This is a genomic window from Scytonema sp. PCC 10023, assembly GCF_963920835.1.
Lineage (GTDB): Bacteria > Cyanobacteriota > Cyanobacteriia > Cyanobacteriales > Nostocaceae > Kalymmatonema.
Genome location: NZ_CAWUDP010000011.1, coordinates 34018 through 59798 on the forward strand (window position 1 = coordinate 34018; position 25781 = coordinate 59798).

The following is a 25781-nucleotide window of genomic DNA, read 5'->3' on the forward strand; positions in this document are numbered from 1 at the left end:
ATATTACTATGCAAAGCAAGTTACATAGTTTACGTAGTACAGCATTTCATAAATCAATACAGTTTAGTTAATGTAGAGACCCGCCATGGCGCGTCTCTACATTGCTAATTACAGGCTATTGCGTTTCTTTGGAAGCCAAGGAGCTTTGTTTACACGCCTTTCATTATCTTTATGTAAGTTTTCATCAAAATGCATATGTCCCTTGCCTTGAGAAATAGTGAATAACGTAGCTCAGAAAAACATGAAATATCAACAAATATGCTTGACACTTCAATAGATACTTGTAGTGTATCTTTAGAGATTTCATCTGCGATAACAACACCTATAATTACGGGTTCATTTGAGCCTAATAATCTTCTAATCAATTTCCCTAATAACTCGAATTTAGGAAAAGAACAATCTATTTCTAACGAAATATACAGCTTTTATGACTATATAGGCATTGCAAATGATGACATTTCTCATCGTCAATGTGCCTACAAAGATGATGACTTACTGAGTTTGGTCGCAAGTGAAGTTTACCGCAATCTTAATCATTCCGTCCAGGTTGATGCTTTATCACAAACCATTGATGAAATCACGGGTCAAGTTCTTGCTGATGATAACAGTGAATTTGAGTATCAAATTCCACTCTCTTTTCTAGCAAATGATGGCAATACGACACAGGCAAATTATTTTGCAACGGCAACGCCAACAAATGAGTTGAGCGCAGAAAAGCTTTCAACGTCACAATCTTTGACCTTACAATCAAAGACCTTTAGTAAGGTGTCTGGCTATGGACTTGTGAATGCACCCGTAGCCGTAGCAGGAGCAATAGGGAAGTCACCTTTTGCTGATGTTTCTAATGTCGGTGGATACAATTGGGGACTTGATACGATTCAAGCACCGGAAGTATGGGCAAAAGGATATACAGGCAAGAATGTTGTGGTGGCTGTACTTGATAGTGGAGTGGACTATACCCACGCAGATTTAAATGACAATATTTGGAGAAACCGAGGCGAAATTTTTGGCAATGGTATTGATGATGATCGCAACGGATATGTTGATGATGTCATTGGATGGAATTTTGTAGGCAACAACAATAATCCGATGGATTACGAGGGACATGGCACTCATGTTGCTGGAATCATTGCTGCTGAGAGAAATGAATTTGGTACAACAGGTGTCGCATACAATTCTCAAATTATGCCAATCAAAGTAGTGGATGAAAAGGGCAGCGGTACTCAGAAAAATATTGCACAAGGAATTGTCTATGCAGCCAATAATGGCGCAGATGTGATTAATCTCAGTTTGGGTGGAGGTTATTCATCTGAAATTGAACAGGCTATACGATATGCAACGCAACGGGGTGCAACTGTTGTCATGGCTGCAGGTAATGAAGGTGCTGGTACACCTATATATCCAGCAGCATTAGCAACTGATTGGGGAATCGCAGTGGGCGCGATTGATCAATATAGGTATATGGCTAATCTCTCAAATCGAGCAGGTTCTGACAGTCGGCTAAATTATGTAGTTGCCCCTGGCGTTAATATTTACTCCACGATTCCCGGTAATAAATATGGCTATCTCAATGGCACTTCGATGGCGACACCTTATGTTTCAGGTGTAGCGGCACTAATGTTGAGCGCCAATCCCACTTTGACTCCTAATCAAGTGCGCCAAATTATTGTGCAATCCAGTTTGGCTTGATAAAATTTTGTATTTCTTAATCGTTTATTGCTACTCCTGGGTGTGGAGACTGGGGATCTCGGGGTTCCCTTTGGGGATGAGGGGCAATGCGGATTAGCGATTAGGTTATCATATCATGTCATGTCCGGTGAAGACTTATATAGCATTCCTAGCTGAGTTGTGAACAGGACTTTTTTATGGAACCACAGAGGCGCAGAGAACGCAGAGGAAGAGGAAACTGATAAAATTTTTGTGTTATTATCGTTTGTCCAAAAGCAAGTGCATGACCATCAACATTCAAATCGACGAAGCTTTAATTCAAGAAGCTTTAGCTCTTGGCAATCAACAGACTGAACGTGATGTGGTCGAAGAAGCATTGCGCGAATTTGTACAACGCCGCAAGCAGCTTAGGGTGCTGGAGTTGTTTGGAACGATTGACTATGACGCAGATTACAACTATAAACAGCAGCGACTGCAGTCATGAGAGTGATCGTAGACACGTCTGTATGGTCATTGGCACTACGGCGAAATACTCCATCAGACGCAATGCCTGTTGTCAATCAGTTGCGTGATTTAATTATTGATGATCGAGTCGTTTTGTTAGGGGCTGTGCGACAAGAAGTACTTTCAGGCATTCGTCATGCAGAACAGTTTACTCGTCTCAGAGACTACCTCCGTGCCTTCCCTGACTTAGAGTTAACAACCGAAGACTACGAGTTAGCTGCAGAATTTTACAACACTTGCCGTACACATGGTATTCAAGGAGCAAACACTGATTTTTTACTTTGTGCAGTTGCTCATCGTCGTAGCTACAGCCTGATAACAACAGATAAAGATTTTGAAAATTTTCAGGCGTATATCCCTGTCATTTTACTAAAGTAACGTGAGTTTGATATATCCTGATTTGACCCCTCTCCAAACCTCTCCCTGAAGCGGGGAGAGGCTTAAAAAGCCTATTCTTTCGTACGTGCGTTGCGGATTTTTTGCCCCTTCCCTACAAGGGAAGGGGTTGGGGTTAGGTTTCGTCGAACTCACGTTAAAGTAGCTGAAGTGAGGCGCTATAGTCGCGGTTGGATTCGCCGCTGAATTTGCATGAGTTGACTCAGCCAGAACTAGAAAGAAGTATAAGTAACACTACTGAAAAAATAGTGACTTTAAATTGAGGAGATGAAAAAATTGAGAGTGACTGGCTTTGGATAAATAAAACACTGTGGTTTCTGCATCAAAATACTGGCAATTTGTCAAGTTAAATTCGACTGGCTCGCGTCGGGTGGAAACAATGATCGCTGCTAAGACCTATTTCCAAAACCAATTTCCTGAATGGACGAAACAGGTTAACGTCCCTGATACAACGATTCAACGCCAACTTTGGCAGCAAATGCGGCAGGATGGGGAAGTGAAGAGCGATGATCGCTTTTTCGCTGAAATTTGTTTACGCTGCTATATCTCGCATCAAATTGATCAGGCGTGTCTGAATTTGGCAGCTAAGTTTGGCAGTCGCCACGGTTTTACTTATGAAGATTTATTGCCTTTTGTTTTAGATGATCAGGGGCTGCTCCCTAAGGTGCCGCAAAGTGTTGCTTATCGTTCTCTGGCGACGACGATTTTGCAAACTTTTGACCCAGCGAAGGGAACGCTCAACACATGGGTGACACGCTATGTTAAGCAACATCCAGAACTCAAACGGTTTTTGTTACAGCACGGTGTTTATATAGTCAGCGATTGGGCGTTGCTGAATGATACAACCTCGAAGCGTTTACAGCAAATTCTTTCGGAGGTGTATCAGTTCACACAAATTGAAATCCAACAAACTTGTGAACTTTTACAAAGCTTTCATGCAGTCTATCGTGAAGACCGCCTGCAACAGCGCGTTACGGGGACGAAACAACCGTGTCAACCACCAACGCCTGAGCAGTTAGTTCGTATCGCTGATGACCTGAAAGCTCGCACCAGTCGCACGCTCACGCCTGAAGCAGTCTTGCGTCAATTAAATGCGATCGCATCCAAACTACGGCAATATCGCATTTCGGCACAAGGAGGAATGGTTCCAGCCGTTTCTTTCGATCAGCCTGAGATTCAACCGTTCGTAGATCGCGCACAGGTAGAGCCGGATGATGAAGAAAAAGTTGAATTTCTTAAATATTATCAAAATCAATTTATTCAATGTTTAGATAACGCAATTTCTCAAGTTATTAGTGATTTTATTTCTAAGTTGCAACGCAAGCGTTCATCGGTTGAGCAATTATTTATAACTGCGTTACATCTTTTCCATTGCCAAGGTCAATCGATGAGCCAAATCGCGCCGCACATTGGATTTAAAAAACAGTATGAAGTCACTCGTTTATTAAAACTTAATGATTTACGTGCTGATATCCGTCAGCGGTTGCTCGTGATGTTGCGCGATCGCATTGTTGAGTGCGCCAAAATGTATGCTGACTCCCAACGTTTACAAAGCTTAGATCAGCAGGTGGAAGTGATTTTAGAGGAACAAATTACGGGCATCATCCAGGAAGCAGAATCTGAGGCAAAAAATCCGGTTCGCAATCAACCCCTACGTGGTTTGCTGGCACGTCGCATCTGCCGTTATCTCGATTCAAGGAGTCCTACATCATGATTGATCAACCTGCACCAATGCCAGATTTAACAGACGTACTCGATTGGCGATCGCTCAATGATACACAAACCGAGTTATTACCAGAGCAATTACAAAAAGCTGCACGTCTGAGTCAATCAATTCACTTGCCAGATCAACGCTGGCAAGTCTACTTGGCTGCGTTGGCTGTATTAGGATTTGAGCAATGGCTGGGCGATCGCGCCCCAGATTTGAGGGTGCAAAGCGAAAATGCCTCGATTTGGCAACCATCCTATGCAAATTTGATGACGGCGGCGTGTAACGTTCAAGTCGGTTCCTTCAAACTCTGCATCGTGCCTTGTAGCAGTCTGGATGAGAATCAAGTCAGCTTTCCAAGTGCGGTTTTTGATATCCCTGATTTTGCAGCTCATTTCTATGTGCCGATCCAAGTTGACGAGGAGCAACAGCAGGTTGCAGTGTCTGGTTTTTTAAACTATGAACAGTACCGTCGATACCAAGCAGCCACATCGCTCCAACCGCAACAAGATTGGACGTATACACTACCCCTAACTTGGTTTAATCCTGATCCCAACGCGCTTCTACTAAATCTGCGTTGCCTAGAACCAGATGCTATAGTTCTACCCACAACTGCATCCGCACAACAAACCAGTGACGTAGCACTGCGGCAGAAACTGACAGCACTGCAATCTCAACTTCCAACCAAGCCGCTTTGGCAATTGCTGACAGTCGAAGAAGGCAAGACACTATTGCAAAACCCTGATCTCGTAAACTGGGTGTATGAAGTTTCTGCTCCTGTGCGTTCTCAACCCCTGATAAATGTCGGTTTGTGGTTACGCAACCAAATTGATACAGTGGCTCAGGAATTGGGATGGATGCTCATGCCATCATTGACACTGTCTGCGCTGCGATCGTTGGAAGAAGAATTTTATAAGATTCGCGCAGCCTTGGAACAGCAAGGTGTCCATATTCCTCCAACGGCGCGAGGCGCTTACCGTGACTTGTCCTGGGAACAGGGAAGTTTGCGACTGTATGCGGTGACGTGGGTGGTATCACAAGAATTAGATAGTCCGGAATGGATGTTACTGATTGCTTTAAGTCCACAACAGCGAGGGCAGATACCAATGCACCTCAAGCTGGAAATTAAAGATGAGACTCAGCAACTGTTTGAAGAATCTCAGGAGGATACGAATCAAGGCGTACTTTATGCTCAAGTCATTGGCAATTGGGGCGAACGATTTTGGGTAACAGTAACTGCTGATCATGAAGCGGTTTTTGAAATTCCGCCTTTTGGTTTTGAGTTGGAAATATAGCGAAATCTTCAGTTTTCACTTATTTAGAGCACATTTTTTAGCGTTCTTCTTTGCGTCTTTGCGGCTTTGCGCGAGATAAAAAGGTCTATTTACCTGAAAATAGCTGTAATTGAGTGCAATACATCAGGAAATAAGAACCACAGATGGACACAGATGGACACAGATAAATTTGTACTTCATTCAAACGAGAAGGGCTATATGATGTCCGATAAGTTAACCCCGATTCCTAAAGAACCCCACCCCATCGCAGCTTCGCTTCGGTTCCCCTCTGCACTTGCAGGGAGGGGGTTAGGGGGTGGGGTTCCGGTATTATGGGCAATTCGACCGACGTGATATAACTACTAACAACTAACTCCTATATGAAACTTTATTCCCGTCTTTTTCATCTTAAAGTTCAAAAAGTTGAGCAAATCTGCTTATTTGAATTGTCTTGGGGACAAGGACAAAATTTAACTGTGCAAGTTAATTATCCAACTGCCCTCACTCAGCTTTATAAAGAATGGCGGCGGGCATATCTCAGCTTTTATCAGTCGGAACATATACGGGGACGGACGGTTGGTGGTGGGGTTGCCAGACTCACTACTGTGGACTGGCACGCGGAACTTGTCAAAGCGGAAACAAAGTTAATGTATGAGTTTCATCGCTGGTTGCGTAGTGCAGAGTTATACGAAATTCGCTCCCAAATTGCCCAGGCAAGTCAGGAACTTGTTAAAGCGAATCCAGAAACAACTGAGGCAGTGCAACTGTTTCTCACCTGTGCGCCGATTGAGTTAGACCGTTTTCCTTGGGAGGCTTGGGAACTTGGCACAGAGTTCGCAACGACTGGAGCAATTCGGATTATTCGTGCTCCTTTAAATATTAAAGAAAGTGGAACCCGGTATGATAAACCACAACAGCGACGTGCCCGCATTCTAGCAATTTTAGGCGACGATACTGGGTTAAATTTTGAAGCAGATCGCGAAGCTGTGCGATCGCTCTCCCGCATTGCAGATATACAGTTTGTCGGTTGGCAACCAAAGCAAACACCAGAGCAAGCAATCCAACAAATTACCGACGCAATTACAGAAAAGCTCGGCTGGGATATACTATTTTTTGCTGGACACAGCAACGAAACCCAGATGACAGGGGGCGAGTTGGGAATTGCTCCTGGTGTGTCAATTTCTATCAATGAAATCAAACCACAATTGATGGTTGCAAAAAAACTCGGACTACAAGTTGCCATTTTCAACTCATGTAGTGGATTGAGTATTGCGGATGCGTTGATTGATATTGGTTTTAGTCAAGTTGTGGTGATGCGTGAACCGATACATAACCGTGTCGCGCAGGAATTTTTGGTACGATTCTTGCAAGGGTTGGCGAAACACCTGGATGTGTACGAGTCAATGATGGCGGCGCGTCAATTTCTGCGGATGGAAAAGAGCCACACTTATCCCTCTGCTTATTTGGTGCCTTCGCTGTTTTGCCATCCGGGAGCCGCCTTATTCCGTATAAACCCAGTTGACTGGAAACAGTATTTATGTAATTTGTTACCAACTCGAATTGAGGCGATCGCACTATGCACAAGTATTGCTCTCAGTTGCATTCCCCTTGTTGCAGAGCAACTGCTGAACGGGCGGACATTTGTCCAATCAATTTACCGCGACGTAACGGCTCAAATCCCATCTAAGTCACCTCCAACCGTTGCACTCGTGCAAATTGATACCAAATCCATTTCTCGTGGTGGCATTTCTCAGCTCAATCCGATAAATCGCAGCTACTTAGCAAAGTTAATCGAACGCCTACAAAAATTAAATGCGCCCGTTGTTGGGGTAGATGTGGTGCTTGATACGCCGCAAAAAGACCCTCCATCTGGAGATAAAGATTTAGGAAAAGCAATACAGCGAGCAGTTGACCAAAATATGTGGTTCATTATTGCTGGGATTTTGGAACCAGATGGTGAATTGAGTATCAGTAAAAGTACTACTATTGCAAGTCAAAATTGGACAGTGCAAGGATATATTGATGTGGTTGATCCCCACTTTGTGGAAATTCCACTTCCAGATCAAGATTGTCGCCAAGCTTGCCCAATCGCTTATTTGATGTCGCTTGTGCAGACATCTCGTTCCTCAATCGCTAACTTACCAAAGCCCCATACAAGTAGCGTCACGAGTTTACGCACCCAACTCGTTGATGCAATTGAGCAGAAAGCGCCAAAAATCCGCGATTTACCTCCTCCTTTAAACTGGTATCCGCCCTTTGGGTTACAACCTATAGTCGATTTCTCGCTTCCCCCGGAACGCGTCTATCAGCGAATTCCCGCTTGGGAATTGCTGGAAAATGCCGACGGTAACAAATTTCCACTGCTTTCTCAACACTCCCTTCTATGCAGCCTCATCCTGTTTACCAGCAAGGTTGCTCACGCTCAAATTACTCCGGATAACACCCTTGGGGCAGAAAGTTCAAGCGTCACACCCAACGTTCAAATCAAGGGTGCAGCAGCTGACAGCATCTCTGGCGGCGCTCAACGGGGTAGCAACCTTTTTCACAGTTTTAGTCAGTTCAATGTCAGTAATGGGCAACGAGTGTATTTTGTCAATTCTAATGGAATACAAAATATTTTGACGCGGGTGACAGGTAAGGAAGCTTCAAATATTCTGGGGACGTTGGGCGTTGACGGTAGCGCGAATCTGTTTTTGCTTAATCCCAATGGAATTGTATTTGGTCCCAACGCCCGATTGGATGTAGGTGGGTCATTTGTAGGGACGACAGCGAGTGCCTTTCGCTTTGGTGAGCAGGGTGTGTTTAGTGCGACAAATCCAGAAGCGCCACCACTGTTGACTATCAATCCCTCTGCGTTGTTGTTCAATCAACTTAATCCGGGGGCGATTAATAACCGAGGACTCTTGTTAGTTCCCAGTGGAAAGAATTTGCTCTTGGTGGGAGGCAATGTACAGATGGAGGGGGGACAGTTGTATGCACTAGGAGGTCGTGTTGAGATTGGCGCAGTAGGAAGTGTAGGGTCTGTTGGGTTCAATGCTGATGGAGGTCTGAGTTTTCCTCCCGATCTTCCACGTGCAGACGTATCGCTTAACAATCAATCGAGAATTGATGTGAGGAGTGTGAGGAGTGATGGCGGTGGTAACGTGACAATCGACGCTCGCAATTTGGATATTTTTGGAAGGAGTAGTATACAAGCGGGAATTTTACTTGGGGGCACACCAAACACTCAAGCGGGAGATATTATCCTCAATACCACTGGAACTCTTCAACTTGCCCAGGAAAGTATAATTGATAACTCTGTTTTTTCAGAGTTTTTCGTATTTCTCCCTAGTATGGGCAATAGCGGTAATATTCAGATTTCCACTGGCTCACTCACTATCACAGATGGAGTGAGAATCATTGCAAATACAGGCGGTCAGGGGAATGCAGGAAATGTCATCGTTCAGGCACGTGATCGCATCTTCTTTGATGGTACCAGTCAAGATGGACGCCGATCCAGTTCAATCATTAGTGATGTGGAACTTGGAGGGAAAGGCAAAGGAGGCAACATTGATCTGACCACTGGCTCCCTTTTTCTGACTAATGGTGCTCAATTAAGTGCTAGCACTTATGGAAAAGGTGATTCTGGAAATATTACTATCAGTGCTCGCGAAGTTTATTTAGATAGGATTAGCCCAACGGTAAGAAAAGCTCCTAGCGGTATTTTCAGCACAGTGGAACCTGGAGCAGAAGGCAACGGCGGCAATATTGGGATTAAGACTGATTTATTGTCTGTCACTAATGGCGCACGAATTGATACCAGCACGTTTGGACAAGGCGACGCTGGAAATATATTAATCAACGCTCGCGATCGCATTTCATTAAATGGTACAGATCAGACTGGATTAACCATCTTGAGCCTAGTGTACCCTGGAGCAGTCGGTAATGGTGGCAATATTAAGATTAATACTAATTCATTATCGATGACCAACAATGCACAATTGCAATCCAGTACAGGTGCAAAAGGGGATGCAGGGAATATCACGATTAATGCCAATGACTTTATTACTTTAGACAATAGCAGCATTATTGCCAGCAGGGTGGTTCCTGGAGGAGAGGGTCAGGGGGGAGATATTGATATCACGACTGGTTCCCTCTTCCTCAATAACGCAGGTCAGATTGACACTAGCACGTTTGGGCAAGGCGATGCTGGAAATATCAGCCTCAATGCCCGCGATACAATTGTGTTTGATGGCAGTAAACTATTGGAAATTACTGTTAATGATGTTCAATTTGTGCAAGTTGTGCAAGGTGATTATGTTAGTTCCAGTGGAGCCTTCAGTACTGTAGGACAAGCTGGAATTTTGAAACAACCTGTTGGCAATGGTGGCAATATTGAAATCAACACGGGTTCATTGTTTGTCACAAACGGTGGTCAGTTAGCAGCAGAAGTCTCCAATGGACGTGGCAACGCAGGTAATATCTTTATCAACGCCCGCGATCAGGTGGTGTTTGACGGAACAAGTCAGCGAACTGCTAGTGGCGCATTTGGTTCTAGTGCGGCGTCTACCGGTTTGATTGGAAAAGACGCTGTTGGCAAAGGTGGCAATATTGAAATTACTACAGGTTCACTCTTACTCTCGAATTATGCGGAACTCACCACAAGTACCCAAGCACAAGGTGATGCTGGTAACATAATTGTTCAGGCACGCGATCGCATTTCCTTAGACAATGCAGATATTAGGAGCAGTGTGAGTTTGAATGCAGTCGGGAAGGGTGGAGATATTACCCTGAATGCTGGCGATCTTATTTCCTTAAGCAATGAAGCTGCGTTAGTTTCCTCGACTGCTGGGCAAGGGGATGCTGGAGATATCACTCTCAATGCTGGCGATCGCATTTCGGTTGACGACAGTGATATTCTCAGTAGGGTGACTTCCAACGGGCAGGGCACGGGTGGCACAATCTTCATGACTTCGCGAGCACTCGACCTCAACAATCGAGCTGTTGTTTCTGCCAATAGTTTTGGCAGCGGCGAAAGTGGAAAAATTCAAGTCCAAGGTGAGACTTTACGATTAAATAATCGCTCAGAAATCTCTGCTGAAACTACAACAAGAAGTGGCGGCGATATATTCTTGACCGTTGATGATGTTTTACTGCTACGTAAAGGCAGCTTTATTTCTACAACTGCCGGAGCGCCTCAGGTAGACAGCAATGGCGGTAACATCACAATCAATGGCAAATTTATTGTTGCTGTCCCTAATGAAAACAGCGACATCACCGCCAATGCCTTCCAAGGACGCGGCGGTAACATCACCATCAACACCGATGGGCTGTTTGGCATCGTCCCCGCTTCCTTCCCCACCTTACAAAGCGACATCACTGCCAGTTCTCAACTCGGTGTGCAGGGACAAATCGACATCACCGAACCAGAAGTCCAACCCGCCTCTGGACTCATCGAACTACCAGTCTCTTTTGTTGACGCCACCAATCAAATTGCCCAAATTTGCCCGAGAAGCCCTAATGCCAAACCGTTGGGCGAATTTATCATCACAGGACGCGGCAGTTTATCTCCTAATCCTCTAGAACCGTTGGCAGGTACACCTAACCTCAGTCAGTTGGCAACTTTGGACTCACAAGGCTCTGCTAATGTACCGCAAACATCCCCAGCAATAGTCGTCACGCCTACTCCGCCTGCAATTGTTGAAGCGCAAGGTTGGGTCAAAGATAGCGATGGCAACATTACATTAGTCGCCTTTGCACCTAAAGTCACGCCGAATACTCGCCCTGCAGCAACAGGATGTCCGGTATCGAAACAATGATAACGATGAAAAATACTTTTATGAAACCTATTAAACGACGCCATAAGAAATTTATTCGTTTTATTATCCCAATGGTGATGACTTCATTGTTGTGTATTGCATCACCTGTATTTGCTCACATTTCAGTAATTCCTGGTTCGGTTGAGAACTCCCAAATTCCTCGGAACCCCTCCCCTAACCCCTCCCCGCATGCGGGGAGGGGAATAGTCCAGGGCGGGGAGGGGTCTTTTCTCGAACAGCAAGCACGTACGCACTATACCGCCAATCAATTTGCAGAAGCAGCAACGCTCTTTGAAAAAGCTGCTCAAGCTTACAAAGCCGTCGGAGATCCCATCCGCCAAGCGCTCAGTCTCAGCAATTTATCGCTGTGCTATCAACAGCTGGGACAATGGAACGATGCCAGCAAAGCGATCGCCAACAGTCTCTCACTCTTAGAAGCAACTATACCAACAACCCCAGAGAAATCACTAGCACTAGCGCAAGTCCTCGACATCCAGGGCGGGTTACTCCTGGCACGCGGACAAGCGGAAGCTGCGCTGAAATCCTGGCAACGCGCTGCAGCACTTTACACCCAGCAAGGCAAGCCAGAACGAGCACTGATCAGCCAAATTAAGCAGGCGCAAGCTTTACAAAACTTAGGATTATATCGACGGGCGATCGCACTTCTCGACAGCGCATTAAAATTACCGCAGCGTTCAACTGCGAATGCTCAACAACTACAAACTCTGCTCAATGCCGTTCCTTCTTCTCCCGAAACCGCAACCGCGCTTCGTACTTTAGGAGATTCGCTGCGGGTGACTGGCAATTTCACCCAAGCACGCCTTGTTTTAGAGCGTAGCCTTGCTATTGCCAACAAGTTGCAGTTACCCGACATCATCACATTAGCTCAACTCAGCCTCGGTAACACTGCCCGCGCTCAACTTAGCTTCGATAAAACTGCCGACGCTCAAATGAACTCCAAAGCTGCCGAATCTGCCTTGAAGTTCTATCAACAGGCGGCTTCTGCAGTTTCCCCCAGTCTACGGGTGCAAGCACAAGTCAATCAACTCAGTCTACTCGTCGATACCAATCAACAGTCTGCGGCTCAAACTCTCTTGCCACAGGTTCAACAACAAATCGAGGCATTACCTCCCAGTCGTACAGCTATTGAAGCACGGGTGAATCTCGCCCAGTCGATGATGCGGATGGGAAGCCAAACAGGAGAGACATCTGCGTTGCGTGAAGCCGCACAACTCCTAGCAAAAGCAGTACAACAAGCCAAAGATTTAGGAGATTCACACACCCTTGCCTACGCGTTGGGTACCTTGGGCAGTGTCTACGAAAAAACGCAGCAGTGGACTGAGGCTGAAAAATTGACCGAGCAAGCACTCCAATTAGCACAACAAACAAACGCAGCCGATAGCGCTTATCTGTGGCAGTGGCAGTTGGGACGAGTGCTAAAGGCTCAAGGCAAAAATACAGGTGCGATCGCAGCTTATAAAGAAGCGATCGCGACAATCAAATCGCTGCGAACAGATTTGGCTGCGGCAAGTCCGGATGTACAGTTTTCCTTCCGCGATGCCGTTGAGCCAATTCACCGTCAACTCGTCGGGCTACTGGTGAAATCGAATAAACCTGATGATTTGAAGACTGCGCGGGATGTCGTTGAAGCATTACAATTGGTCGAACTCGATAACTTCTTCCGGGAAGCGTGTCTCAACGGCAACCCAGCATTGATTGATCAGGTAGATCAACGTGCAGCAGTCATTTATCCGATTCTTTTAGAAGACGAGCTTGCTATTATTACTAGTCTACCACCATCTGCGAACCAAACGCAAGCACAACCTCGCAATTTACGCTACTACAAAACTGATGTCAGCAGCAAACAGGTGGAAAATCTTGTATCACCGCTGCGCCTAGACTTACAGCAACCCACCACCGGAAACTTGGCACTCCCACAACTCCAGCAATTATACAATTGGCTTATTCGTCCAGCAGCCGCAGAACTTGCCGCGAGCAAAGTAGAAACCTTAGTCTTTGTTTTAGATGGTGCTTTGCGAAATGTCCCAATGGCGGCGCTGCACGATGGTCAAAAGTTCCTCGTGGAACAGTACAGCATTGCTTTAACACCCGGGCTGCAACTTTTATCGCCGCGATCGCTCAAGCAAGAACAACTGGGTGCGTTGGTAGCTGGACTCAATGCTGCGCGTCCTCCAGAGTTCTCGGCGCTGCCTTATGTTGAGACTGAGGTGAACAAAATTAAATCTCAGATTCCTAGCCAAATCCTGTTTAACCAAAAGTTTACAAATTCCGCGTTTCAAAATAGGGTATCTGCTGTTTCGTCACCGATTGTCCATTTGGCAACACACGGTCAATTTGGTTCTACAGCAGATGACACTTTTATTTTGACTTGGGATAACAAAATCAAAGTCAATCAACTCAGTAGCGTCCTAAAAACCGTCGAACTGTCAAGGGATAATTCGCTGGAACTCTTGGTGCTGAGTGCGTGTGAAACAGCAGCGGGCGATACTCGTTCGGCGTTAGGATTAGCGGGAGTTGCGGTACGATCCGGCGCACGTAGTACAGTAGCTACACTGTGGCGCGTCAATGATGAAGCCTCAGCGACACTCATCGGTCAATTTTATAATCAATTAGCGCAAGCTAGTAAAACTGGTGTCTCAAAGGCAGAAGCTCTGCGACGTGCCCAACTTGAAATTTTACGCGACCCCAAGTTTAGACAACAACCCTATTTCTGGGCGGCGTATGTGCTGATTGGCAACTGGACTTAAGCGTGTTGTACCATCCACACCAAGAATCCTAAGATTTGATGAACTGGTGGTAGGGGATAATCGTTGAGATCGATTGTCACCCTTCGGGTATGCCTTCGGCACGCTACGCGTTGGCGGAGCCTGCGCTTTGCGCTTACGCCAGTTTGCTTATGCCGGGGAACCCTTTCACCAGTTGCCTGGCTGTCGGGAAACCCTCCCGCAGCACTGGTTCACCACCGCAGCTGGCTCACCACTGTGCCTTCCAGTTTGAGAAAGCGCCATTGCGTCCCATTGCTGACACACCCGTAAATGATGGTAGCTCCGGGATGGGGGACTGGCGACTGATGACTGGGAAAAATTTCCTTTCTTTGGGAGGGCTTTGTTGCTCCGAACATAATTTTTCGATTCTAAACCCAATCCCTAATCCCCAATCCCTAATCCCTAGTCCCTTTCAATAGTGAAACTGCTCCCGAAAAATTGCATAAGCTTCCTGCATCCAGAACTACCTAATAATTAGCTGGACGAACTTAAACAGGAATATGGTCGAAGAACTCTACACACCAGAACAACTCAATCAAATCCATCAACACTTGTGGCAGTGTGTTTTGGAATTTGCTAATCTCTCGGCGGTGCAAGAACGCAACCGAATTGCGCGAGAACTCCATGATTCTGTGGGACATGCACTCACCGCGCTCAAGTTTCAATTACAAACTGCCATGAAACTGTGTAAACCAGACCCCACTCAGGCACAGCAGTCTCTTACTGAAGCGCATCGATTAGTGGCGATCGCCACTCAACAAGTCCGCCAATCGGTGCAAGCATTACGCGACGATACCCACGAGACTCAATCTCTGCAAACACTCATCGAATTTCTGGTCAATGATTTTCAGCAAACCACTGGCGTGTTACCTATAGTTGAGCTTAACTTTTCTGTCGCTTTACCGTCGCAGCTTGTCACACCACTTTACCGAATTATTCAAGAAGCACTCAACAATACTCGCAAGTATGCGATGGCGACACAAGTGCAAATTCTTGTCTACACAACATCAACCAGTGTCTACCTCATCATTCAAGATAACGGTCGGGGATTCAATCCTAAGCAAGTCTCGACCGGATATGGACTGCGGGGAATGCAAGAACGGGTTGCCGTTTTGCAAGGTCATATCAATTTAGATTCTAGACCGGGAGCAGGTTGTCGCATTAGTGCAGAGATACCTATACAATTATCTGCACCTTCTAGTGAGCCTTTTGTCCCTAAAGAACTTTCTTTACCTGCACCTTCAAAACCTTCTTCGTCTGTTCCTGGAAAGTCTTCGTTAGTAAATCAGCAAATACCTGTCGAAATTGGTGAATGGCAACCGATACTTTTTTGCTAACAATCATTAACAAATAAGTAGGTCGGTACAAATAAAGTTAACTCGTTAAGGCAGTCATTAGTCATTAGTCATTAGACTTCTTGCATGAATCTTTACCCTCACCCTAAATCCCTCTCCCAAGCTTGGGAGAGGGACTTTAAAATTGGCTCCCCGAATCCCAATTTTGGGAGAAGGGGTTGGGGATTGGGCCAAGTTTTGCCTGAGTGCAAGAGGTCTATTATATCATATCCGGATAAACACTTATAAAAAACGAATAACCTCACCCGCCTACGGCACCCTCTCCTTAAGAAGGAGAGGGTTGGGGTGAGGTCAAGCAGGAATTATAAGTAATTAAGCGGACATGATATTACTGGTTGCGGTTGTATGACTCACAAGGAAACTTAATTTTGCTGCCGGAAGAAATAGCGGAGCGAGAGCAGCAACGGGCGGAGCAGGAGAAAAAGCGAGCCGAGCGTCTAGCAGCGCGATTGCGGGAGTTAGGAGGAGATCCAGATGCGAGCTAGAACTCTTATTCTAGAGCGATCGCTCACAAAATCTCAAACTCAAACTCCAGATTATGACTGTTGAGAAAATTGTGAGTGAAATGATCCACCACATTCGTATCACTCAATTCCAAGTTATAAAAATTCACAACCTCATGCTCAAAATAAGGTCCAGCGTGCCAAGTTCCTACGTCTAATTTGATAAAGCAATTTCCTGGAATGCGGAAAGCTGCTATGTCTTCTAAAGATGGTTCATCAATATTATTATTAGGAGGACAAACCGCAATTAACCAGTCCTTCCCTTCCAGTGAACCCAGACATTGAGTACATTGTACATGGCGAGTAATGGTGTGAAATTTGCGTCCTCTGCGGTGCAGCTGCATGATATAAAAGCGGGGAACACCTCTATCAAGTACGAGTTGAGCATCTTGTGCATCAAACGATTTACCGTCTAACTGAGGAAAAATGACCTGTCCATATCGACGAAAACTTTCCGGCGTTATCCATTCAGCCCGCAATTGTTGAACTGTCTTTGATGTACTCATCGAAAATTTGGGTAGAAACCCCGTCCTTATAGGACGGCAATACACATTCTTGTTTTTGTGAACCATTACCGCCTTGGGGTTACTCAATACCGTGTACTTTTGCGTTGTACTTTCGTTCGGGCAATTGCGAACTGATATTTTTCACCCCAACGGGAGAGCCAGTTCCCTAGGTTGGGAAACCCGCCTTCTCCTAGCGGAGACGCTGCGCGAACAGGACTGGACTCACCTGTACGCATAACGGTTTTGCTCATTCGAGCCTCCCTTTCGGGGTAATGTGAGCCTAGACAATGTTATTGGTCGGTACTTTCCAAACGACACTAGCTTAACCCTCTAAACGTGTTTAATCGTCCGGTTTCAGAATCCGGGACTGGCATCACGTATCCCGGAGTGAGAACTTGAACACTTGCCAATAACGTAGTACTCAAGGTACTTAGTCGGGTCAACTAATCCACCAGACTTGAGGCGCTTAAGCCCCTAGCCTTTAGGCAGGGGTGTTGACATCAAACCTGCTTGCACCCACATTATTTTACCCTTGATTCCCTCTCCTTTCAGGAGAGGGTTAAACAAAGGTCTGCGAAAACGACTCACTTTAATTCCTGCAGTTCCTTGGGAATAAGTGACTTGGGAATAATAGAAGCTTGTTTTTCGGGATCTGAAGGTTTTGTATACAACCAAGCCCAAGCAATTAAAACCGCCTGAAACGGAAGTCTAATCACATGTAGCCAGGGTGAATTTGGTATATGGTCAATTTTAATGAGATTTACTGCCATATTGATATTGGATGGGTAAACAGCAATAAAAAGAACAAGTAGCCCCCAAGCAGCAGCTTGACTTACAGGCGGGACTAATAACCCGATACCACCCAAGATTTCATAAAAGCCACTCAGATAAACTATTTCTACAGGGTAGGGCAGTTGCGGCGGCACAATTCTGACATACTGGTCAGCAGATGTAAAGTGCGTCACTCCAGCTACAATCATACATACCGCTAGGATGACACGAAAAATTTCCTTGAGATTGTTCATCTATTCCCTTGACTTTATAGTTGCGTCCACTCCTTCAGTTTGTTTGGCTTCAGGTCACTACGTCTTCGGTCAACGGTGGGAAAAATAAACGAGGAGGTAGGGGAATAAGGGAGATTATAGTAATCAATAACAAGGATTCTCAAGGCTAATGTATGGCGGCAAATTTTAGTAGGCGTAAATTTCTTTTGTATGGTTCAGCTACCTTAAGTACGAGTTTACTGCTGAAGGCTTGCAGTAGCAACTCAACAACGACAGGGGGTAGCCCAGGGTTTAAGATAGCGATCGCCCTCCCTGGAGTCATCAGCGATCAAGCCTGGAATCAATCTGGTTACGAAGGCGTACAGCTTGCTAAACAAAAGCTGGGTGCAGAAACATCCTATGTAGAACAAATAGCACAAGCAGACCAAACCGAAGTTCTCTCAGATTTTGCGCGTCGGGGCTATAACCTAGTATTTGCCCACGGCGGACAATTTGATGCTGCTATTGAACAAGTCGCGCCGCAGTTCCCCAACACTTTCTTTATCGGTGTCAATGGTGCTGTCAACGGTTCCAACATCGCTGCTTTGCGAATTGACCATTTGCAAGCGAGTTATCTGTGCGGAATCATCGCTGCATCAATGACCAAATCCAATCAACTCGCTTACATTGCAGGACAACAATTTGATGCTACCCAACAAGAACTACGCGGCTTTGAATTAGGAGCAAAATCTCTCAAGCCAGATATCAAAATCAGTTCTACATTCACGGGTGACTGGAACGATGTCGCCAAGGCAAAAGAAGCCACTCTTGCTTTAATTTCTTCTGGCGCTGATGTCATCTATCAATGGTTAGATACTGCATCTGCTGCCGTTTTGCAAACTGCAAGCGACAAAGGAGTTTATGCTTTTGGTAACACGAAAGACCAATTAGAAATTGCACCCAAAGCAGTTTTAACAAGTGCGGTAAAGCGGTTGGATTTAGCGATCGCCTATTTAGCAGAACTAGCCAAACAAAATCAACTCAAAGGTCAAATTTACACGATAGGTTTAGAAAAACCAGATATTTTATCTTTAGGAAAGTTTGGGGCGATCGTTCCCGAACCAATCAAACAAAAGACACTCAATACAAAAGAGGAAATTGTTGCTAAAAAAATCACCTTTGAAAAATGCCAAGAGGGTGGCAAAGATACCCGGTGCGTTAAAAAAACCACAGCTTAAAATCTCATTTTATTTTTCGTTTCTATCTAACTTGAAAATACATCAGTGTGACCCCACCCCTAACCCCTCCCCCGCAGTCGCCTCAACGGGGGGAACCCCCGCACGGCGCTGCTCTCCGCAAGCGAGGAGGGGAAAAATACTCTCCTTGTTTTCTTACAGCCTGCCCACAGAGGGAAAAATGCTCCCCCTCTCTGCTTGCGGAGAGGGGGCTGGGGGGTGAGGTTTTTCTCTACCTTTTCTCTTGTCTCGTGCAGTTTTGTTATATGTCTTATTTACGCTTAGAAGGAATTAGCAAACGCTTTGGCTCATTCATTGCCAATGACAACATTAGCCTCACTGTTGAACCAGGAAAAATTCACGCCATCCTAGGCGAGAATGGGGCGGGCAAAACCACTTTAATGAACATTATTAGCGGTCTTTATCAACCTGATGCAGGTCAAATATACCTGCAAGAAAAACCAGTAAAAATATCTTCATCAAGTGCAGCAATTGAATTAGGCATTGGCATGATTCACCAACATTTCATGCTGGTTCCCCAGTTGACTGTAACAGAAAACATCATTCTAGGAACATTGAATCACTGGCGTTTAAACCTGCGTCAGAAACAACAGGAAATCGCGGCTTTATCCGAAGCTTATAGATTAACAGTTGATCCTGCTGCTAAAGTAGGAAATTTGCCAGTAGGGGCGCAACAGCGAGTCGAAATTCTCAAAGTTCTCTACCGGAAAGCAAAATTGTTGATTCTTGATGAACCAACAGCAGTGCTAACACCAAGAGAAGTAGAATCATTAATTGCTATTTTGCGACAACTTGCAGCGAATGGACACACAATTATTTTTATCAGCCACAAATTGGATGAGGTTATGAACCTATGCGACACAGTCACTGTGTTGCGACGCGGAAAGGTAGTAGCAAATACAACGACTCAAGAAGCCACGCCGCAGCAGTTAGCGGAATTGATGGTAGGGCGCGAGGTGACTTTACGGTTAGACAAAACTCCTGCTTCCCCTGGAAAGGTGGTTTTGTCAGTGCAAAATTTACAAGTTGAGGATGACAGGGGTGCGATTGCCGAAGGCACTGCGCCCCGCGCAATCGCTGTCCGCAATGTATCTTTTGAACTGCGGGCGGGAGAAATTCTGGGTATTGCAGGTGTAGATGGTAATGGACAGCGAGAATTAGCAGATGCAATTACTGGTTTACGAACAGTCAAGGCTGGAAAAATTGAACTGATACAGAACCCCTCCCCACAAGCCCTTGTGGGGTACATCCCGGAAGATAGGCAAAAAATGGGTTTGGTGTTGCAGTTCAATATTGCTCAAAATCTCATTTTGAAAGCTTTTAAAAAATTGCCGTTTTGTCGTCGCTTTTTGTTGCAGAAGGAAGCAATCAGCAATAATGCTAAGTCTGCAATGCAAGAGTTTGATATCCGGGCGACAAGTGAAGGTGTGAAAGTCAGTCAGCTTTCGGGGGGAAATCAGCAAAAGGTTGTGCTGGCGCGGGAACTGGCGAGAGAACCAATGTTAATAGTAGCTATGCAACCAACGCGGGGGCTGGATGTGGGGGCGACACAAGCAGTACAGTTGCAGTTGTTAGCCCAACGCGATCGCGGTGCGGCTATCTTGTACATTTCTACCGAATTGGAGGAAGTTATGGCAATGAGCGATCGCATTGCAGTAATGTACACAGGTGAGTTTGTGGGTGTTTTGGATGCAATGACAGCAACGGTGGAGGAGATTGGTTTTTTAATGGCTGGGGGAAGGAAATAAACAATTCAAAATTCAAAATTCAAAATTCAAAAATGTAAACTCAGATGACTACAACGAATCGGATTCAACCTCTGCTGCTACCAATCTTACCTCCCGTAATTGCGATCGCATCGGCGTTACTCGTCGGTGCAATTCTGATCTTACTTGCTGGGGCAAATCCCATCGCAGCATATACGGCTTTGTTTCAAGAATCTCTTTCTACCTACTTTGGATTTGGCAACACTCTTACCAAGATAGTACCGCTATTGTTAACCAGTTTAGGGGTGTTGGTGGCTTTGCGTGCAGGTCAATTTAATATCGGTGGGGAAGGGCAAATTTACCTGGGTGCTTTGGGAAGTGCGTTGATAGGGTTGTACGTGCAGGGATTACCTGGTGTAATTCATGTACCACTGGCGTTGCTTGCAGGATTTGTTTTTGGTGGAATTTGGGGTTTGATTCCAGGTTATCTCAAAGCGGTGCGCGGGATAAATGAGGTGATCACAACTTTGCTCTTGAACTACATCGCCTTTAACTTTATTGGTTACCTTGTTCAGAACCCCTTAAAGCAACCAGGTGCGCCTAGTCCTTATTCACCATTGATTGCTAAATCTGCTCAACTACCAATTATTTTACCAGGGAGTCTCGCCCATGCGGGGATTTTACTGGCGTTAGTTGCAGCAGTCATTGTATGGGTTTTGCTCGTACTATCACCTATAGGCTACCAAATCGCTGCCGTAGGATTTAACCCTATTGCTTCCCGTTATGGTGGTATTTCTGTCGAACGCACGATCATGCTGGTAATGGCGTTGGCGGGTGGTTTAGCTGGGTTGGCGGGTGCAACTGAAGTGATGGGGTTAAAATATCGATTGTTTGAGCAAGTTTCGGCTGGTTATGGATTTGATGCGATCGCGATCGCATTTCTCAGCCGCGGTAGTGTTTTCGGTGTCGTACTGACTTCCTTGTTCTTTGGTGCGCTTCGCAGTGGTGCGAATGTGATGCAGCGCAGTGCGGGAGTCCCAGTGACTGTGGTTTACGCTATTCAAGGTTTGACTGTACTGTTTATTGCCATTAGTCTGGCTCTAGAACATCGCATAAAAGTGATGGAACCATGAACACAAATAATAAGCCCTTGTCATCCGGACTTTGTAGCCTCATTTTATAGCGCTTATTTTATGATTAGACTACAAATCGTAGGGTGGAGAGAAGTCCTGCAGGCGGGTTTCCCAACCTAGGGAACTTCGGGGCATTGCCTATAAAAGCTTATGTGATAGACATTTGAGATATTAGTGAGCAATGCCCACCTTACAAAAAATCGCTAATGGTTCATACATCTTACCCTCTCTCCCTCTCTTGTCCCAACAACTACGTGATATCTTTCAACGCAACTCCGTATCAGGGTTGGGTGCAATATACTACATATGAATAACATAAACTTCTTCTCAGATTACCTCGTTTCTAGCCTCCGTCTTGCAGTTCCCCTAGCATTTGCCGCACTGGGTGGACTTTTTTCGGAACGGTCGGGGGTACTGAATATTGCCTTAGAGGGAATGTTGCTGACAGGTGCATTTACTAGTGGTGTAGCCACTTTTTACACTGGTAACGTCTGGCTTGGTGTCTTTGCTTCTCTGATTGCTGGGGGACTAGTGGGACTACTCCATGCTTTCTTATCCGTAACTTTACGGGTTGACCAGTTAGTTTCAGGCTTAGCAATTAATCTTGTTGCCGCTGGGTTAACATCGTTTTTATCACGCTTAGTATTTGGTGGTAGTAGCGCCCAGCGCATACCTGGAATTGAACCAATTATAATTCCTGGTCTTGCGAATATTCCCCTTGTCGGACCTTTGCTATTCCAGCAAGATATTCTCGTATATTTACTGTTGTTTTTAGTTTTTATCAGCACCTATATTTTGTTTAGTACCAGCCCGGGTCTTACCTTACGAGCTGTAGGGGAATATCCCAAGGCTGCTGATACGGCTGGGGTGTCAGTGCAACAGGTGCGTTACCTTGCTGTGGTAGTCAGTGGTTGTCTAGCTGCATTGGGAGGTGCTTATTTAACTTTAGTGCAGGTAAAATACTTTGCAGAGGGAATGAGTGCTGGAAAAGGCTTTATTGCGATCGCTGCCTTAATTTTTGGCAGATGGCATCCTATAGGAACTGGGTTGGCTTGCTTGTTGTTTGGTGCTACGGAAGCTTTGCAGTTGCGAATTCAGGCATTGAATGCAAATATTCCTTATCAATTTTTGATTATGCTACCGTACATAACCGCTCTGCTTGCCCTGGTTGGATTAGCTGGACAGTCTACACCTCCAGCAGCTTTGGGAGTCCCCTACTTCAAACAAAACCGACACCAATAGGACTTAGGCACTGTACAAAAAAACCGGATTGTGCTATGCGCGAGCGTCAGGGAAGCATTCTCTGTATCTGCAGATCAATTGCGCTGCGGCTGCAAAATGTTTCAGCTATCTACAATCCACGTTCCATCTTAATTAAGTGCATAAGTTGATTTCACTTACACCTACTTAATAATGCAGCTATCAGGACTTATGTCTTCTAGGTTCAAAACGCTACTAAGTTGAGGTGATTTATGTAGAGATGCACTATGGCGAGTCCCACACAATCAAAATTTTGGCGTCAGTCCTAATCAAGAGCCATGCTCTATAAAATTTAGCCACAGCTAACCAAAGCTAAATTTTTTTCAAAAAAGACTTGACGAAACACACATCTAATATGATGATATTTGCTTAATGTTGCCACTAGCTCTTCGTATCCTTCCCTGGATATCAGCGCAGACACCAAGCCTTGTGAGTCACAGACGAGTCACTCCATCTCAAGCCGCTAACAGCCGCCTGAAGGAAGCCTCGTACATCTTGCTAACAGGATGACCTTCCTAAAAACGAGTTTTTTAGTCACGAGGGTTTTGATGTATGGTCCTTCTTTAAAGGTGAAGAATAATTTATGTCCGTGCAGCCTTTTGTTTTAGTTGTAGAACAAGATCTACACTATTTAGAACTTCTCAATTGTCAGCTTAAGTTACTCAATGTATCGTGTATTTGTGCTAAACAAGGAATCAAAGCTTTGATTTTGTCACAAACACACCAACCAGATTTAATCCTGCTCGATATTGCACTACCTGATTTAAGTGGTTTACAGGTTATTCATTATTTAAAGCGCAACCCAGAGACAGCAATGATTCCAATTATTGGAATGACAACTTTAACCTGTGAACAAGATGGAAATGCCATTCTTCTAGCAGGAGCTGATGACTGCATTACCAAACCATATAATTTTCATGAATTACAAGCTGCTATCTACCGCCATCTCACTCTTGCGCAATCTTGCAATTAGCCTTAGGAATACTTTCGCGATTCCGAACTTCTGGCAATGCTTCTAAAAAAACAATAATGCCAGTGCGACCTGTTATTAAATTGGTATTGAGCAACAAGTCTACTACTGCTTTTTTAATAATCTCCTCAATCAAATCCTTGATTTGTGGAGCAATGATTTTGTTTAGATCTAATCGCACTTGTTCAGCTAACATATCATATCCTGCCCTCACAAGAGTTTGCTCAGGAACGCTTACAGAGTTTTCTATTGAGATTGCCAATTCTGTATCAAAAAATTGGCAAATAATTTTGCCAGGGCGATGTCCAAGTTGTTTCATATAGAGGGAACGGATACGATGTGTTATTTCTCTTTCGAGTTGCCCAATCGTTGGTTTAGACATTTTTGGGAGGGTGATAAAAACAGTTATAGGAATAGAATATAAATGATTAATACGCAAAATAAGAATTTTTTAGTAAATTTCTCATGATAAGCTGTCGCGCATTGAACTTGCGCTTTTTGGCTTATGAAACTCTTGCTGTAAGGCTTTAGGACATGAAAATTGAAAGCACAGCAAATGAGTCGCAAGAATCAAGCTTGCTACTATTGAGAGCAAGTATCAAAAATTATAGGTACTATAAAGAAATGTGATTGAGCCAGTCACTTTTTTGAAAAAAATTACTAGTTCAATCACATACCAACGTGATTCATCACGTCTGCAAATAAGGTTCACTGGTTTGAGCAAATATAGTTTGGAATGTGGCGTTCAGTCCTGACGGTCAGACAATTGCCTCAACCAGTGATCATAAAACTGTTAAACTTTACTGTTAAACTTAGGAAAGTAGCAGTTCAGGAATAAGAAGGAAAAAGGAAAAATATGATTTTTTACCTTATAGCTTTCACCTTTTACCTTCTTTTTTACGTCAAACTATACAATTTGAATACAAATCAGCTTATTTCGTCCCAAACAAGCGATCGCCTGCATCTCCCAATCCAGGAATAATGTAGCCGCTTTCATCCAAATAATCGTCAATAGCAGCAGTGTAAATAGGGACATCAGGGTGTACTTCGGTGAAATACTCAATACCTTCTGGTGCAGCGAGTATACAAATAAACCGAATCGACTTCGGATTAGTTGATTTCAGGCGTTCAACCGCTGCTACTGCTGAGTTGCCAGTTGCCAGCATCGGATCAACCACCAATACATCTCGCTTATCGACATCCTGAGGTACTTTGAAATAATATTCAACGGGAATTAGGGTTTTGGGGTCACGGTATAATCCAATGTGTCCTACTCTTGCTGATGGTATAAGTTCCAGCATCCCATCCAAAATTCCTTGTCCCGCCCGTTGGATAGAAACAATCACTAGCTTTTTATCTGGCGCAAGCACTGGGGCTTTCATCGGGGCTAGTGGTGTTTTAATCAATTCATGTTTTAGAGGCAAATCTCGCGTGACTTCATAAGCCAACAGCAAGCTAATCTCTTTAATTAAGACTCGAAATTTTGCCGTGGTGGTTTCGGCTTTACGCATGAGCGTCAATTTGTGTTGAATCAACGGATGCTCGATTATTATGACTTGACTGTACATAAGCTCTAAATGTTTTATTATGCGAACGGCAAGATGAGGACGCTTGCGTCCCGACGAAAGCAAAGTGGACGACAGTGCCGTACTCTGGTTCCCACCAGTTGTAGACGCGGAGCGACTTCCCGAAGGGTGGAACCACTGCGTTGCGGAGCGCTAGCCATGCAGGAGGTGAGACCAGTGCTGCAGGAGGGTTTCCCGCTCTCACGGCAACTGGCTCTCCCGTTGGGGTCTCCCGACCCAGGCGACTGGCGTTGGGGTTCCCGAGGACAGTTCTCTTGGAGGGTTTCCCTCCGGGAGAAACTGTCCGTCCCGAGTCCCGCAAGTGGCGTGCGACTGGCGTGCAATTGTCCGTTCCCTTGCCAAGGACACCAAGAAAAGAGGTATCAGTCATTAGCTTTTTGGTCGGTTGC

At 45.0% G+C, this 25781-nt stretch carries 21 protein-coding genes; 14 read left to right on the top strand and 7 right to left on the bottom strand.

The features are described from left to right. The first annotated feature begins 258 nt into the window (after positions 1-258). The 7 genes from ACM0OZ_RS09085 to ACM0OZ_RS09115 all read left to right on the top strand — a co-directional run bounded on the left by ACM0OZ_RS09085 (position 259) and on the right by ACM0OZ_RS09115 (position 14116). Positions 259-1689, top strand: a complete 1431-nt coding sequence (locus ACM0OZ_RS09085; protein WP_414582468.1) for a S8 family peptidase — start codon at positions 259-261, stop codon at positions 1687-1689. 262 nt (positions 1690-1951) lie between these two features. Then, positions 1952-2152: a type II toxin-antitoxin system VapB family antitoxin gene (locus ACM0OZ_RS09090; RefSeq protein WP_414582469.1), complete on the top strand. Its 201-nt coding sequence runs from the start codon at positions 1952-1954 to the stop codon at positions 2150-2152. After that, positions 2149-2550, top strand: coding sequence for a PIN domain-containing protein (locus ACM0OZ_RS09095; RefSeq protein ID WP_414582470.1), 402 nt, complete (start codon positions 2149-2151; stop codon positions 2548-2550). Before ACM0OZ_RS09090 ends, ACM0OZ_RS09095 begins: the two co-directional genes overlap by 4 nt. A gap of 328 nt (positions 2551-2878) precedes the next feature. Beyond that, complete coding sequence (locus ACM0OZ_RS09100) at positions 2879-4282, top strand: hypothetical protein (RefSeq protein WP_414582471.1); 1404 nt, start codon at positions 2879-2881, stop codon at positions 4280-4282. Further along, a complete protein-coding gene (locus tag ACM0OZ_RS09105) occupies positions 4279-5571 on the top strand; it encodes a DUF1822 family protein (RefSeq protein ID WP_414582472.1) in 1293 nt (430 codons plus the stop codon). The genes ACM0OZ_RS09100 and ACM0OZ_RS09105 overlap by 4 nt, the downstream gene beginning before the upstream one ends. A 359-nt stretch (positions 5572-5930) precedes the next feature. Further along, on the top strand, positions 5931-11348 hold the full coding sequence (locus ACM0OZ_RS09110; RefSeq protein WP_414582473.1) for a filamentous hemagglutinin N-terminal domain-containing protein: 5418 nt from the start codon (positions 5931-5933) through the stop codon (positions 11346-11348). A gap of 5 nt (positions 11349-11353) precedes the next feature. Then, positions 11354-14116, top strand: coding sequence for a CHAT domain-containing protein (locus ACM0OZ_RS09115; protein ID WP_414582474.1), 2763 nt, complete (start codon positions 11354-11356; stop codon positions 14114-14116). Positions 14117-14325: 209 nt separating this feature from the next. Here the strand turns inward: ACM0OZ_RS09115 and ACM0OZ_RS09120 are convergent, their stop codons facing one another. Further along, a complete protein-coding gene (locus ACM0OZ_RS09120; RefSeq protein WP_414582475.1) occupies positions 14326-14490 on the bottom strand; it encodes a hypothetical protein in 165 nt (54 codons plus the stop codon). Between the two features lie 144 nt (positions 14491-14634). On the opposite strand from ACM0OZ_RS09120, the gene ACM0OZ_RS09125 reads away from it, so the two are divergent. After that, positions 14635-15471, top strand: coding sequence for a sensor histidine kinase (locus tag ACM0OZ_RS09125; RefSeq protein ID WP_414582476.1), 837 nt, complete (start codon positions 14635-14637; stop codon positions 15469-15471). A 526-nt stretch (positions 15472-15997) separates the two neighbouring features. Here the strand turns inward: ACM0OZ_RS09125 and ACM0OZ_RS09130 are convergent. The 3 genes from ACM0OZ_RS09130 to ACM0OZ_RS09140 all read right to left on the bottom strand — a co-directional run bounded on the left by ACM0OZ_RS09130 (position 15998) and on the right by ACM0OZ_RS09140 (position 17523). After that, positions 15998-16498 (bottom strand): ureidoglycolate lyase, encoded by a 501-nt coding sequence (locus tag ACM0OZ_RS09130; protein ID WP_414582477.1) that lies wholly within the window; start codon positions 16496-16498, stop codon positions 15998-16000. A gap of 83 nt (positions 16499-16581) precedes the next feature. After that, complete coding sequence (locus ACM0OZ_RS09135; RefSeq protein ID WP_414582478.1) at positions 16582-16749, bottom strand: hypothetical protein; 168 nt, start codon at positions 16747-16749, stop codon at positions 16582-16584. Positions 16750-17082: 333 nt separating this feature from the next. Beyond that, a complete protein-coding gene (locus tag ACM0OZ_RS09140) occupies positions 17083-17523 on the bottom strand; it encodes a DoxX family protein (RefSeq protein ID WP_414582479.1) in 441 nt (146 codons plus the stop codon). Between the two features lie 152 nt (positions 17524-17675). On the opposite strand from ACM0OZ_RS09140, the gene ACM0OZ_RS09145 reads away from it, so the two are divergent. The 5 genes from ACM0OZ_RS09145 to ACM0OZ_RS09165 all read left to right on the top strand — a co-directional run bounded on the left by ACM0OZ_RS09145 (position 17676) and on the right by ACM0OZ_RS09165 (position 23809). After that, complete coding sequence (locus tag ACM0OZ_RS09145; RefSeq protein WP_414582480.1) at positions 17676-18719, top strand: BMP family protein; 1044 nt, start codon at positions 17676-17678, stop codon at positions 18717-18719. Positions 18720-18982: 263 nt separating this feature from the next. Continuing rightward, complete coding sequence (locus tag ACM0OZ_RS09150) at positions 18983-20485, top strand: ABC transporter ATP-binding protein (protein WP_414582482.1); 1503 nt, start codon at positions 18983-18985, stop codon at positions 20483-20485. 44 nt (positions 20486-20529) lie between these two features. Continuing rightward, the gene (locus ACM0OZ_RS09155) at positions 20530-21576 is read left to right on the top strand and encodes an ABC transporter permease (RefSeq protein WP_414582483.1); all 1047 of its coding nucleotides are present in this window, start codon (positions 20530-20532) and stop codon (positions 21574-21576) included. A gap of 306 nt (positions 21577-21882) precedes the next feature. Beyond that, on the top strand, positions 21883-22818 hold the full coding sequence (locus ACM0OZ_RS09160) for an ABC transporter permease (protein WP_414582484.1): 936 nt from the start codon (positions 21883-21885) through the stop codon (positions 22816-22818). A 601-nt stretch (positions 22819-23419) separates the two neighbouring features. Beyond that, positions 23420-23809 carry a response regulator gene (locus ACM0OZ_RS09165; protein ID WP_414582485.1) on the top strand — a complete coding sequence of 130 codons (390 nt, stop codon included), beginning with the start codon at positions 23420-23422 and terminating at the stop codon, positions 23807-23809. Here ACM0OZ_RS09165 and ACM0OZ_RS09170 read toward each other — a convergent pair. Next, positions 23784-24188 carry a DUF2294 domain-containing protein gene (locus ACM0OZ_RS09170; protein ID WP_414582486.1) on the bottom strand — a complete coding sequence of 135 codons (405 nt, stop codon included), beginning with the start codon at positions 24186-24188 and terminating at the stop codon, positions 23784-23786. The genes ACM0OZ_RS09165 and ACM0OZ_RS09170 overlap by 26 nt on opposite strands. Positions 24189-24544: 356 nt before the next feature. Here ACM0OZ_RS09170 and ACM0OZ_RS09175 point away from each other — a divergent pair, with 356 nt between their 5' ends. Further along, a complete protein-coding gene (locus tag ACM0OZ_RS09175; RefSeq protein ID WP_414582572.1) occupies positions 24545-24616 on the top strand; it encodes a hypothetical protein in 72 nt (23 codons plus the stop codon). A 122-nt stretch (positions 24617-24738) separates the two neighbouring features. On the opposite strand, the gene upp is transcribed toward ACM0OZ_RS09175, so the two are convergent. Next, entirely contained in the window at positions 24739-25374 is a 636-nt protein-coding gene (upp, locus tag ACM0OZ_RS09180; protein ID WP_414582487.1) for a uracil phosphoribosyltransferase, read from the bottom strand. After that, a complete protein-coding gene (locus ACM0OZ_RS09185; protein ID WP_414582488.1) occupies positions 25310-25762 on the bottom strand; it encodes a hypothetical protein in 453 nt (150 codons plus the stop codon). Before ACM0OZ_RS09185 ends, upp begins: the two co-directional genes overlap by 65 nt. Between the last annotated feature and the right edge of the window lie 19 nt (positions 25763-25781).